At 65.5% G+C, this 12,371-nt stretch carries 15 protein-coding genes; 10 read left to right on the forward strand and 5 right to left on the reverse strand.

Annotation, left to right across the window (positions count from 1 at the left end; genetic code table 11):
- Positions 1-61: 61 nt before the first annotated feature.
- Positions 62-244 carry a DUF4158 domain-containing protein gene (locus tag AB0J29_RS02665; RefSeq protein WP_364778080.1) on the forward strand — a complete coding sequence of 61 codons (183 nt, stop codon included), beginning with the start codon at positions 62-64 and terminating at the stop codon, positions 242-244.
- Positions 245-352: 108 nt separating this feature from the next.
- On the opposite strand, the gene AB0J29_RS02670 is transcribed toward AB0J29_RS02665, so the two are convergent.
- The 3 genes from AB0J29_RS02670 to AB0J29_RS02680 are packed head-to-tail and all read right to left on the reverse strand — an operon-like array spanning position 353 to position 2,551.
- The gene (locus AB0J29_RS02670) at positions 353-1,240 is read right to left on the reverse strand and encodes a TIGR03621 family F420-dependent LLM class oxidoreductase (protein WP_364778083.1); all 888 of its coding nucleotides are present in this window, start codon (positions 1,238-1,240) and stop codon (positions 353-355) included.
- 36 nt (positions 1,241-1,276) lie between these two features.
- Complete coding sequence (locus AB0J29_RS02675; RefSeq protein ID WP_364778086.1) at positions 1,277-1,492, reverse strand: hypothetical protein; 216 nt, start codon at positions 1,490-1,492, stop codon at positions 1,277-1,279.
- A gap of 9 nt (positions 1,493-1,501) precedes the next feature.
- On the reverse strand, positions 1,502-2,551 hold the full coding sequence (locus AB0J29_RS02680) for an aldehyde reductase (protein WP_364778089.1): 1,050 nt from the start codon (positions 2,549-2,551) through the stop codon (positions 1,502-1,504).
- Positions 2,552-2,662: 111 nt separating this feature from the next.
- On the opposite strand from AB0J29_RS02680, the gene AB0J29_RS02685 reads away from it, so the two are divergent.
- The 4 genes from AB0J29_RS02685 (at position 2,663) to AB0J29_RS02700 (ending at position 5,216) form a co-directional block, all read left to right on the forward strand.
- On the forward strand, positions 2,663-3,277 hold the full coding sequence (locus tag AB0J29_RS02685; protein WP_364778092.1) for a TetR/AcrR family transcriptional regulator: 615 nt from the start codon (positions 2,663-2,665) through the stop codon (positions 3,275-3,277).
- An 84-nt stretch (positions 3,278-3,361) separates the two neighbouring features.
- Entirely contained in the window at positions 3,362-3,673 is a 312-nt protein-coding gene (locus AB0J29_RS02690) for a nuclear transport factor 2 family protein (protein ID WP_364778095.1), read from the forward strand.
- A gap of 14 nt (positions 3,674-3,687) precedes the next feature.
- Positions 3,688-4,830: an alkaline phosphatase family protein gene (locus AB0J29_RS02695; protein WP_364778098.1), complete on the forward strand. Its 1,143-nt coding sequence runs from the start codon at positions 3,688-3,690 to the stop codon at positions 4,828-4,830.
- A gap of 71 nt (positions 4,831-4,901) precedes the next feature.
- The gene (locus tag AB0J29_RS02700; RefSeq protein WP_364778101.1) at positions 4,902-5,216 is read left to right on the forward strand and encodes a hypothetical protein; all 315 of its coding nucleotides are present in this window, start codon (positions 4,902-4,904) and stop codon (positions 5,214-5,216) included.
- Between the two features lie 53 nt (positions 5,217-5,269).
- Here the strand turns inward: AB0J29_RS02700 and AB0J29_RS02705 are convergent, their stop codons facing one another.
- Positions 5,270-5,695 carry an MmcQ/YjbR family DNA-binding protein gene (locus AB0J29_RS02705; RefSeq protein WP_364778105.1) on the reverse strand — a complete coding sequence of 142 codons (426 nt, stop codon included), beginning with the start codon at positions 5,693-5,695 and terminating at the stop codon, positions 5,270-5,272.
- Positions 5,696-5,937: 242 nt separating this feature from the next.
- Positions 5,938-7,491: a succinic semialdehyde dehydrogenase gene (locus AB0J29_RS02710; RefSeq protein WP_364778108.1), complete on the reverse strand. Its 1,554-nt coding sequence runs from the start codon at positions 7,489-7,491 to the stop codon at positions 5,938-5,940.
- 174 nt (positions 7,492-7,665) lie between these two features.
- Here AB0J29_RS02710 and AB0J29_RS02715 point away from each other — a divergent pair, with 174 nt between their 5' ends.
- The 5 genes from AB0J29_RS02715 (at position 7,666) to AB0J29_RS02735 (ending at position 11,961) form a co-directional block, all read left to right on the forward strand.
- Positions 7,666-8,034: a DoxX family protein gene (locus tag AB0J29_RS02715; protein WP_364778111.1), complete on the forward strand. Its 369-nt coding sequence runs from the start codon at positions 7,666-7,668 to the stop codon at positions 8,032-8,034.
- Positions 8,035-8,171: 137 nt separating this feature from the next.
- On the forward strand, positions 8,172-10,628 hold the full coding sequence (locus AB0J29_RS02720) for an ATP-binding protein (protein ID WP_364778114.1): 2,457 nt from the start codon (positions 8,172-8,174) through the stop codon (positions 10,626-10,628).
- Positions 10,606-11,001, forward strand: a complete 396-nt coding sequence (locus tag AB0J29_RS02725) for a roadblock/LC7 domain-containing protein (RefSeq protein ID WP_364502526.1) — start codon at positions 10,606-10,608, stop codon at positions 10,999-11,001. Before AB0J29_RS02720 ends, AB0J29_RS02725 begins: the two co-directional genes overlap by 23 nt.
- On the forward strand, positions 10,998-11,372 hold the full coding sequence (locus AB0J29_RS02730; protein ID WP_364778117.1) for a DUF742 domain-containing protein: 375 nt from the start codon (positions 10,998-11,000) through the stop codon (positions 11,370-11,372). The genes AB0J29_RS02725 and AB0J29_RS02730 overlap by 4 nt, the downstream gene beginning before the upstream one ends.
- Positions 11,353-11,961, forward strand: coding sequence for an ATP/GTP-binding protein (locus AB0J29_RS02735; protein WP_364778120.1), 609 nt, complete (start codon positions 11,353-11,355; stop codon positions 11,959-11,961). The genes AB0J29_RS02730 and AB0J29_RS02735 overlap by 20 nt, the downstream gene beginning before the upstream one ends.
- Positions 11,962-12,371: the final 410 nt, after the last annotated feature.

A 12,371-nucleotide genomic window follows, 5' to 3' on the forward strand; every position in this document is an offset into this window, starting at 1 on the left:
ATTATACATGCTCTCTCTTCCCTGACCAAACGACGAAGGAACTGCGAAGTGGCACAGGCATATGCCGTCGATAACGGGGTTGTCGCGGGTGGATTTGGAGCGGTGTCTCCACCTGGACGATGGGGACGACAAGCTGATCGCCGATCGGCGCCGTGATTACAACAAACTCGGCTTTGTCCTTCAGCTGGTGACGGTCGGCTACTTGGGGATGTTTCCTGCCGGATCCGCTAGATGTGCCGGGTGAGCTGGTGGATCGTGGACCGTGACGGCGCTTCGATCCACTTCCGAGTGGGACGCCTTCACTGCCGGCGTGAACGCCGGCGAATTCGACCGCTGATGGAGCGATCTGCGCTCAGCGCAGCAGTTCGATGACCGCGCCCATCGGCTCCATGCTGCTCTCGAGCACAGAGACGTAGCTGAATCCGAACCGTTCGCGGCGCTGTTCCAACTGCCGCGCCATTTCCTTCGGCGTCCCGATCAGCAATGCGGGCAACTCCTCCGGCCAGTCGGCGCCATCGGTGGGTAGATGCGGCGCGTACAGTTCCAGTGCGGCCGAACGTTCCTCCGGCGGAATTACCCGCTGCAGCAGGATATTCAGCTCGACATTCTCGGCTCGTGTGCCGAGCAACTCTCGCAGGTACGCCATCCGCGCATCGGTCGTGGCGAGCCCGACGAACCGCAGTGGTCCACCGTTGAACGCCGGGGCCGCACCGGGCAGCGCGACGATATCGGCATATTCAGCCGCGACTCGCAGTAGCCGATCGCCCCAACCGGCAATGACGAGCGGCGGCCCCGCGGGTTGCGCGGGACGCGGCTGATACTCCGGATCGGCGAACAACCGCCGCAAGGTCGCCGCGGTTGCCGCCAACTGGTCGACCCGTTTGCCCGCGCTCTCGAAAGTGATTCCCGCCGTTTCGAATTCTTCTCGGACATATCCGGCTCCGAGTCCCAACTCCACCCGTCCATCGGTGAGCAGATCGGCCGTAGCCGCGTCGCGCGCCAAGAGTGTCGCGTTGTAGAACGGCGTATTCAATACGAGCGTGGTCAGCCGGACCCGCTCGGTCGCCTCGGCCGCGAGCATCATTGCCGGAAAAGGTGCGGGCAGCCCCAGATGATCGGCCACACCGACCACGTCGTACCCGAGTTCCTCAGCCCTGCGACACTTTCGTATCCACTCCGCCCGCGAAGCGGATGCGAGCAGGGTGACACCGAACCGGAACTTGCCTCGCGCAGCCGTCACCCCTCCTGTCTACCAGCGTGCCCGCCCAACCGCCGATCAACATGGCGCGAGCGACAGTCCCACCCAAACCATCCCGGTCAAGGTCACCACCGCCGCCAGAACCGGCCCCGGTCGGCGCAACCGAGCGGTTCCGACGATGCTCGGCAGGGTCTTGCGCCATTGCGGCGCATCGGATTTCGTCTCCGATGTCCGACTGCCCAACCAGCGTCGCACCAACCCGATGGTGCCGATAATGAGTGTCGCGATCAGCACAGCCCGCCCCTACACGTGTGCGGCTGTCCGACGCGAAGACGCGCCCTTCGCCTGCGGCACGACACCGAACTCGATCAAACTCTGCGCGGTTTCCAGCACCGTCTCCCGCACCGGCCGCATCGACCATCCGAGTTCCCGGCACGCCTTCTCAGAGCTGAGCAGCTCGGAACGACCCAACGTCGGCAAGGTCAATCGTATCCCCTTGTCGAACAGGGCAATCGCCCGCACGAGGACATCAGGGATCACGTGGGTCGGCACCCGGAATCCGCGCGGGCCGAATTCCTCGGCCAACATGCGCCCCATATCTGCCATCCAGACATGGTCGCCTGCACAGATATACCGATTCCCGACTGCTTCGGGAGCCTCCAGCGCCAGCCGGTGTGCCACCGCCAGATCCCGCACATCAACCACTGCCCACCCCACCCGCGGTGAACCCGGCGCGTCGCGAGCGAGCAGCCGCCGCACCGGTTCGTGCGAGGTGCTCGTCGCCGCGGATTGCAACGGCCCCAACACCATTCCTGGATTCACCACCACCAGCTCGAGGTCCGAATCCGCGGCGAATTCCCACGCCGCCCGCTCGGCCAGTGTCTTGCTCTTTTGGTAGGCAGCGCTGCGTTCGACCACTGACCAGTCGGCCTCGGTGCGCACCGCATCCGACTCGTGGCCGTAGGTCACCGCGGCGATGGAGGAGGTCAGCACCACCCGTTGAACGCCGCCGTCGGCACACGCCCGCAACACCCGCAAGGTCCCGTCGACCGCAGTATCGATCAGTTCCCGTTCGTCGTCCGGCGGCGTCGCCGGAAACGGTGATGCCACGTGCAGTACGTACACGCAGCCCGAAATGGCTGCGGCCCACCCCGCATCGTCGTTCAGATCCGCCGCGACGAATTCCAGCTCGCCGCTGAGCCGATCCGCGAGCGCGACCAGATGTGCGCGTTTATCCGCATTTCCGAGATCGCGAACCGTGCCACGCACTGTGTATCCGTGCTCGAGCAGTTCGGCGATGACGTATCCGGCGACGAATCCCGTTGCGCCGGTGACGAGTACCCGTGAACTCATATGCTTACCCGCTTCGAAGGAGGGAATGCGGCCAGCCCATCTGAGCGCCGCTCAGATAATCTAAGCACTGCATAGTTCGGCTGTCCAGCGGGTGTCGAATACGCTCGATTGGTGACGCGGACCAGTTACCACCACGGCGCGCTGCGCGACACGCTCCTCGCCGCCTGCCTGCGGCTGATCGAAACCGAGGGTCTCGGCGCGGTGAGCCTGCGGCGGGTGGCTCGCGAGGCGGGCGTGAGCACCGGCGCGCCCTACCACCATTTCGCTGATCGCTCGGCCCTGCTCGCGGCCCTGTCGACCCGCGGTTTCCGACAGCTCGGCAGCGATATGGCCGACGCGCGCGCCGCCGCCGACACGCCGCTGCAAGCGTTGACCGCGCTAGCCGAAACCTACGTGCGGTTCTCTCAGCAAAATCCCGGCTACTTCCGCCTCATGTTTCGCCCGGAACTTTCGCAACCCGATAAGCATCCGGACGCGCGCGCGGCGGGCGATGCGGCGTTCGACGTCCTCGTCGGCACCATCACCGAAGCCGTCGCCGCCGGATTGCTGCCCGCCGATAAGGCCGACACCCTGGCCGTCATGTGGTGGAGCCTGGCGCACGGTATGGCCTCGCTATGGCTGGACGGTCAGCTCGAAAAGCGCAGCACCCAACTCGGAACCACCGTGCCGACGCTGGTCGAGGACATCATGCGCACCTTTGCCGCGCTGGTCGGCCCCGGCGCGTGATACCCCGGCGAGCGCACCCGGCACTAGAGTGAAGCCAAAGGTTTGCTGTCCGACGCACCCGCACTCTTCGAGAGGGATGTTCCGATGACACAGCAGCTCGATCCGACGGTCCAAGAATTCGTCGCCGCGCTCAACGACAATGATCAGGACCGCTTCTACGCCATCCTCACCGACGACGCGACTATGTCCGACGACGGTGTGGAGCGCAATCTCGCCCAGTGGACCGACTCCGAAATCTTCGGCAGCAGTGGACGCATGGCAGTCGAATCCGTCGGCGACGGCGGCACCGAACTGGTTGCCGACTATACGAATACCCGCTGGGGTTCGATGCGCACCGCTTGGCGCTTCACTGTGCGTGACGGCAAAATAAGTCGATTCGAGACCGGCCAAGCCTGAGTATCGTCGAGTTCGTGTTCATTACGCCCCACTACGGCACGGGCTCGCTGGCTGACCTGTTCCCCTCCCTCCTGGCCGGGCTCGGTGTGCCCGGCGAGGTCGACCGGCTCGGTCTCGACGTCGTCGCCGACCGGATCTGTGTGCTGCTGATCGACGGTCTCGGCGCGGACGCGCTCGCCGCGAATTCCGATGCGGCACCGTTCCTGTCGGCGCTGACACAGCGCACACTGACGGCGGGTTTCCCGAGCACGACCAGCGTCAGTCTGAGCTCACTCGGCGTCGGTGTGCCACCTGGCGAGCACGGGTTCACCGGATACCTCATGCACGTACCCGGCTACGGCCGACTGGTGAACCCGCTGACCTGGCGGCTCCACGGCGCGGGACCGAAGATCGACCTGCTCCACGATCTGGTGCCGGAGCAATTCCAGCCCTCCACCACGGTTTTCGAGCGCGCCGCGGCCGATGGAATCGCAGTGGCCCAGGTTGCACCTAACCTGCAGGCGGGGTCCGGGCTGACCAGGGCAGTGCTGCGCGGCAGCGAATTCCGCCCGTATTTCTCTGTCGGCGATTTCGTCGACGGCGTCGTCACCGCATTGCGCGCAGGCCCACGCTCGTTGGTCTACGCCTACCACGGCAACCTCGACACGACCGGTCACGTGCGCGGGCCCTCCTCCGACGCTTGGCTTTTGGAGCTCGCGCACGTCGACCGGCTGGCCGCAACCATCGCCGAACATCTGCCATCCGATACTGCGCTCGTCGTGACCGCCGACCACGGCATGGTGGAGCTCGCCGACCGCGTCGACTACGACAAGACCGAGGTACTGCGCGAGGGCGTACGCCTACTCGGCGGCGAGCCGCGCGCCCGCCACGTCTTCACCGTCGACGGTGCAACCAACGATGTGGCGGCGATCTGGCAGGAATCCCTGGGCGCCGACTTCGATGTTGTTCCCCGCGCGGAGACGATCGATCGTGGCTGGTTCGGCCCGACTGTGGCACCGCATATCGCCGAGCGCATCGGCGATCTCGTGGTCGCGGCCCGCGGGTTGTGCGGTGTCGTGCGCACCGGCGCCGAACCGCTGGAGTCCATGCTGATCGGTCATCATGGTTCGCTCACGTCCGCGGAGATGAATGTGCCACTGCGCATATTCCGACCGTAACCGTGCCTTGCCATAGGCTGTACCGCGTCGTCGCGGGTATGGCCGCCCGCCGAACCGCCAGGAGGATCTCTATGAAAGCCACGCTTTTACGGACCGGACTCGGGGCCGCGGCGGTCGCGGCGCTGCTGGCCGGCTGCAGCGATATCGAGCGTGCGCTCAACCAGGGTGGCGAGACCAGCTGCCGCGATTACGTCAAACAGGATCAGGACACCAAGCGCACAACGATCACCAAGTTCATCAAGCAGCAGACCAACAACGATCACGAGCCCGCGGGCACCGCGGTCGATGGCACGATGATTCAGGTGGACCTGCTCTGCGGTGCCCAGGTCAACCAGGACACCCCGATCAAGAAAGCCGATATCGCAGGCATTTTCCTCAACAAGTAGTCCGAGACACCGATGCGCACGCCGAAAGTGGCGGGCGCATCGCGGTTTTCGGCTCAGTCCGCGACGTTGTGTGCGGCCAGCCAGTCCGCCGCCCGTTTGCGCGATGCCCGGCTGAGCCAGGCATCCTGGATGACCTCGGCCAACTCCTGCTTACTGAGTTCGCCGATGCGGTTGCCGCGCACCAGCACCGACAGATGCCCGTCGAAATGCGGGGTGGTGAAGAATGGCGAATCCGGATCCTGCACCAGGGCCAATTTGTCGGACTCCGAGGGCACCCAGATAACAATCACATCGGTATAACGCTCACCGGTAACCGGGTCGAATGCGTCGGGTCGCGGGTTGCGGAAGAAGACGAAGGATTTGCCGCCCACCTGGTAGACCGCATTGCCGTGGGGCCCGTCGACCCGGTTGACGAACGGCATGCCGGTGGCCACTTCGTGCACGTCGGTTACCTTGGCTCGTCGCGAAACCCTCGCCATATCAGCAGCGTAGACCGTGCGCGCACACCCCACTTGCATCTTCAATGGAGAACGGTCGGTCTGCCATCGAGCTCTCGACTGAACCTATCTGCGTACGCCACATCATGAGATTGTGAATGTCAGCTCACACGACGGTGCGTCCGCGGGCGATGAACGGGTGATCGGCCAGGGGGCCGCAGCCCTGGGCCGACACCGCGAAGCCCCGCTGTCCCGCCGCAGACCGGGACGGCGGGGGCCGGTGGCTACCGGCCGGGGAGGAAACGCAAGCTGCGGGCGAGCGTCATCAGCAACCGCTGCCATGTGTCCCGCGAAAACACCCGTGGCGCATCGAGATTCATGAATCGGGTGACCACAACGGTCTGCGGTTCGGTGAACTTCAACAGACCGTCCGGACCGTGCCTGCGCCCGACACCGGAGATGCCCATACCGCCCATCGGCGCGGCGGTGGTGCCCCAGGCCGGGGCATAACCCTCGTCGACGCAGACGGTGCCCGCGTGCAGCCGCTCGGCGATCAACTCCCCCGCGGCCTTGGTCTGCGCCCAAACGCTCGCATTCAGACCGTATTGGGTGTCATTGGCCAGGTCGATCGCCTGCTCGACACTGTCGACCGGGTAGATCGAGACCAGCGGACCGAAGGTTTCGTTGCGGCCGCATTCCATCTCGTCGGTGACATCGGCGAGCACAGTGGGTTCGAAGAACAGCGGTCCCAGATCCGGGCGCGCCTTGCCGCCCGTGAGCACCTGAGCGCCTTTGGAGGTGGCGTCGGCGATATGCTTGGAAACGGTCTCCAGCTGCGCCTCGGAGATCAGGCTGCCGATATCGGCCGAATAGTCGTAGGCCGCACCGAGTTTCGCGGCCTGAATGGCGGCCACGAACTTCTCGGTGAACTCCGCGGCGACCGCCTTCTCCACATACAGCCGTTCGATCGAGATACACAGCTGACCCGCATTGGAGAAGCAGGCGCGTACCGCGGCCTTGGCCGCCTTATCCAGTTTCGCGCCGCTGGTGACGATCATCGGGTTCTTGCCGCCGAGTTCGGCGGAGAAGCCGATGAGCCTGCGCCCGCACTGTTCGGCCAGGGTGCGCCCGGTCGCGGAGGAGCCGGTGAACATCAGGTAGTCGCAGTTGTCCACGATGGCCGTGCCGACCACGGTGCCCGGTCCTGGAATGACGGCGAGCAGGTCACGCGGCAATCCGGCCTGGTACAGCAGTTCGGCGCTGGCCAGTGCGGAGAACGGGGTCTGGCTGTCCGGTTTGACGACTACCGCATTGCCCGCGAGCAGCGCCGGGATCGAATCGCCGATGGACAGCAGCATCGGATAGTTCCACGGCGCGATCACACCGACGACGCCCTTGGGCTGGTGGCGCACGGTCGCCCGATTGAGCACCGGGAACGCGCCGGGCACGCGGTGCGCGTCGAGCAGATCGGGCGCGACCCTGGCGAAATAGCGGGCAGCGAACATCAGGCCCATGATCTCTTCCTGGGCGGCCCAACGCGCCTTACCGGTTTCGGCCTGGATCACATCCATCAGGAATTTGCGCCGTTCGATGACCAATTCGCGGTATCGCTCGAGTACCGCGGCACGATCCTTGGCCGAGCGCGTTGCCCATCGGGCTTGTGCCGCCTTGGCCTTGTCGAATGCGGCCGTCACATCGTCGGCGGTGCCGACCGGCACCGTACCGAGCGGGTTGCCGGTGAAGGTCTCGGCGATCGTTCTGCGCGCACGAGCGTCCGGATCGGCGATTGCGGCGAGCGAGCTCAGGCGCTCGAAGACGTCGGCATTCGGCGCGGACATCGGTGCCTCCTACTGGTCAGTAACCCCGGGATACACACAACATACGCCGCGCGCGATCGCCGTCATAGCCACTGCCCGGGGTTGGCGGATGACCACGCCTATTCGGCGGAAACTGTCACGTTCACGAGGCCCGATCTGTCTCATGGGCACCTGAACCCCATCGAGGGAGGAACGATGAATATCGCACTCTGGATCGGGCAAATCGTGCTTGCAGTCGTGTTCACCGCATCCGGGATCGCGAAATCCACCCAGTCCAAGGAGAAGCTGGTCGAGACGGGCCAGACAGGTGTCGCGGTGTACCCGAAGGCGATCGTGCGCATGACCGCCTACGCCGAATTACTCGGCGCCATCGGCATTATCGTCCCGTGGTGGACCGGTATCGCACCGGTACTCACCCCGTTGGCGGCGGTCGGATTCGCCGCGGTGATGATCGGCGCGATCAGCTCGCACATCCGCCTGCGCGAACCCCGCAATATCGCGATCACCACGACGATCCTGATCATTGCCGTCCTGGTCGCCATCGGCCGCTTCGCGGGGCTGTGATCTCGGTCGCGGGTCCACCCGGGGAATCGCCACCGAATCGATTCATCCGCACCCGGGCATCGTTCGCGATGTCAAATCCGCTCCCGCTCAGCGAGACTCGAGCAACAAAATGGTCACAAATGGTTTAGGTTATTGCGATGTTCAGAGCGAGGCTCGGGGTCCGAACGCGGATTCTGGCGATCGCGCTCGTGCCGAGCCTGACTCTGCTCGTGGTCGGCGTGGGTGCGGCGGGATATCTGGTGGCCGAGGGGAATAAGGCCAAGGACTGGGCCGCACAGAATCAGCAGGCCATACCCTCCATCCGCGAACTGCTGGAGGCGGTCCAAAGCGAACGTCAGCTGACACTGGCCGCGCTGACCGGCGACGAGACTGCCTCCCCCGCACTCGGTGTGTCCCGGATGCGCCTCGACGGTGCGCTGAAAGGCCTGATCGAGGCGTCCGCCGGACTACGGGCGGTGGACGATTCGAAGATCGGCGACAACGCCGCGAACTTCGTGACGCTGTCGACGTCGATAAATCAGCTCCGCACGCTCACCGATGCCGGTACGTTGCCCGTCCCGGACGCATACAACTTCTACAACCGGCTGCTCGATGTCATCTCCTACGGCACCGAGATCGCCGAGCGGACCGCGCCGGATGCCGAGATCGGCGTGCATATCGCCGACGGTATGCGGATTTTCCTGGTGACCGAGGCGATGTCGCGCAGCACCGCGCTCGGGGGCATGATCATCAGTGCGAACGGGCCGACTCCCATTCCGCTGGAGGAGTACCTGCATCAGATCGGCTTCTATCACGCCGAGGCCGCCAATCTCGCCGGCGAACTGGATCCCAAGCAGCAGGAGAGCCTGCACACGCTGATGGCGAGCCAGGCCTGGCAACAGCTCACCGCCATGGAAAACGCACTGGCCCAACGCACTATGACGGCGGCGAGCACCACCTCCGGCTCGTCGGCTTCGTCCAGCTCGTCGAGCAGCACCACCAAACAGTCGACACCACCCGCCCTGCCATTGAGTACCCAGGAGTGGCAGAGCGCGGCCGCTGAGGTGAACCGCGGGCTGATCGATGTGTGGATCGCCCAGAACAAGTACTCGCAGAAGCTGGCCGAGGACACGGCCGCCGATGCCACCGCGCGATCCGCGTGGGCCGGTGGCGGTGTCGTCGTGGTCAGCCTGCTGGCGTTCGTGATCGCGATCGTACTGGCCAACCGAGTCATCAACCGGCTCAAACGACTTCGCGGTGAAACACTCGCGCTGGCCGATGAGCGGCTGCCTGAGCTGATGCGCCGGCTCGGCGACGGCGAACTCATCGATCCGGCGGCCGAATCCGCGGAACTGGATTACGGTCATGACGAAATCGGCCAGGTGGCCAAGGCCTTCCAGCACGCGCATGCCGCGGCCGTCGCGGGCGCGGTGACCGAGGCGCGCACCCGTGAGGGTGTGAAGGCGGTGTTCCTGAATATCGCGCACCGCAGCCAGATCGTGGTGCATCGGCAGCTGGAGATCCTCGACAAAGCCGAAGAGCGCCAAGAGGATCCAGCCCTGCTGGACACCCTGTTCCGGCTCGATCACCTCGCCACCCGCGAACGCCGCAATGCCGAGAACCTGATCATTCTCGGTGGCGGTCGGCCAGGTCGGCAGTGGCGCAATCCGGTGCCGCTGATCGATCTGGTGCGCAGTGCGGTCGGCGAAACCCTGGACTACGCACGGGTGCGGGTGTCCCGGCTGCCCGAAACCCACGTGCTCGGCGCGGTGGTGGCCGACCTCATCCATCTGCTCGCCGAACTGGTGGACAATGCGACCTCGTTCTCGCCGCCGCAGTCGCGGGTCGAGGTGAGCGGCAATGTCGTCGGCAAGGGCGTGGTCATCGAGATCAGCGATCAGGGCATGGGCATGACCGAGTCCGAAATCGCGCGGGTCAACGAGATGCTGTGCAATCCACCGGATTTCGGTGTCGCGGCGCTGTCCTCGGATTCCCGGCTCGGCCTGTTCGTGGTCGCGCAGTTGGCCCACAGGCATGGGACATCGATCCGGCTGTCGGAGTCCGACTACGGCGGCATCCGCGCCATCGTACTCATCCCGTCGGCCCTGCTCGCCAATGAACAAGCCGCTCTGACATCGGATCCCGAGCCGCTGGAATCGGCACGCAGGCGACGGCATCCGGTCCCCTTCGTCGACTCCTCCCCCTTCGGTGGCGCCGAAACCGAATCCGCGGTGCTCACCGTGCCGCCGCTGGCACCACCTGCCGTCGAGGCACCGGCGCCGGGTCCCGCGTTCGAGGCACCCCAACCGACCCCGGCGGACACCAGACCCGCGCTGCCGCGCCGCCACCGGCAGGCCAGCATCGCACCGCAATTGGCGCAGCCGGCTCCGGCCGAGCCCGCGGCGGAGCAGCCGCCGGAGCGGGAACGTTCGGCGGAGCAGGCCCGAGATCTGATGGCCGCCATCGAGAACGGGACCAGGCAGGGCCGCCGCACCATCCCCGATGCCGTGCTGCCCGAGGTGGCAGCCGCCGAGCAATCCGGCACACTTCAGGCACCGAGCGGTAAACACTCGAACGAACAGGAAGGCAACGGTGACTTCTTCCAGCCCCGGTGATCTCAACTGGCTGCTCGACGATCTCGTCGATCGGCTGGCCGGCGTGCGCTATGCGGTGGTGCTCTCCACCGACGGGCTGCTGCTCGGCCGCTCCACCGCCATGACCCGCGAGGACGCTGAACATTTCGCCGCCATGTCCTCCACCCTCTACGGCCTGGCCCGCAGTGCGGGCAGCCGTTTCGACGGCGGCGGGGTTCGCCAGGCCGTGATCGAACTCGATCGTGCGGTGCTGTTCGTAACCTCTGCGGGCGACAACGCCTGCCTGGCGCTCCAGGCGGCCGAATCAGCCAATCTCGGGATGGTGGCCTATGAAATGAATGTCACCGTCCAACGCGTCGGCACCTTTCTATCCACCCCTGCGCGCTTACCATGACGCAGAGCGGTGGGCAATGGTTCGACGATGAGGCCGGTCCACTGGTCCGGCCCTATGCGGTCACCCGCGGACGGGTGATGGGGGCAGGCCATGACCTGGACATGCTCACCGTAGTTGTCACGGCCGATCCGCCGCCCACGCTGCGGCGGACCGATCCGGAATATGCGGACATCGTGCGGCTGTGCCGCACACCGCAGTCGGTCGCCGAAGTGGCGGCCTATCTGAAACTTCCCTTGGCGGTGACCAAGATTCTCGTCGGCGATCTGATCGGCGAGGGCCACTTGATCTTCCGGGCGCCGGTGCAGCCGGAGGCGGGTCCCGGCGATCTCAACATATTGCGAGCGGTACTGGATGGCATCCGAAAGCTTTGATCCGACCCGGCCCGGTGCGACACCGCAACTGGCAGCCTCGGTCAAGATTCTCATCGCCGGTGGTTTCGGCGTCGGCAAGACGACCATGGTGTCGGCGATCAGCGAGGTCGCGCCGCTGCGCACCGAGGAGTTGATCACCGAGGTCAGCACCGGAGTCGACGACCTGTCCGGCGTCGAACAGAAGACAACGACAACGGTCGCGCTGGACTTCGGCCGTATCACCATCGACCGCGACCTAGTGCTCTACCTCTTCGGCACGCCGGGGCAGGACCGGTTCTGGTTTCTCTGGGACGAACTGTCCCGCGGCGCGTTGGGCGCGGTCGTACTCGCCGACACCCGTCGGCTCGGCAATTCCTTTGCGGCCGTGGACTTCTTCGAACGTCGCGGGCTGGCGTTCACGGTCGCGGTCAATTGTTTCGAGGGCGCACCGGTATACACGGTCGACGAGGTCCGCGACGCGCTCGATCTCGACGATCACATCCCGGTAATGCTGTGCGACGCGCGTGACCGCGCCTCCTGTAAGGAGGTGCTGCTGAACCTGGTGCAGCACCTCATCGCCCGGGCGGGGCGGGCCCCGGTCGCGACCTGATCGCGGTTACCGGTATTCCAGCTCGGTGCTGATGTGGTGCCGGTGATGCCGTCGACCTTCCAGTCGGGGAGGCAGCCGACCAGGACAATCGGTAGTTCCTCGATCATCCGGTCCGCCGAAATACCTTGGGCGCGTGCGCGAGACATGGCCGTCAGTGGCGTGACGCAGCGGTCGGGGCGGATTCGCCACGCTCGGCCAGCATTCCGGCCAACGCCTCCTCGCCGCGCAGGGCCGTCAGCGCGGTTTCAGCATTGTCGCGGACGGCCAGTTTGCGGGGTCGACCAAGGCGTTTTCCCTGTGGGCAATGAGCTCGAGTTGGCGGCGGTCAAGCGCAGGGCCACACGATCGGGGCTCGCGTGCCGCGGTTCTACACCGAAAGCGGCCGATTCGCACGCGGATACAGCGAAATC

The organism is Nocardia sp. NPDC049707 (genome assembly GCF_040674855.1).
Taxonomy (GTDB): domain Bacteria; phylum Actinomycetota; class Actinomycetes; order Mycobacteriales; family Mycobacteriaceae; genus Nocardia.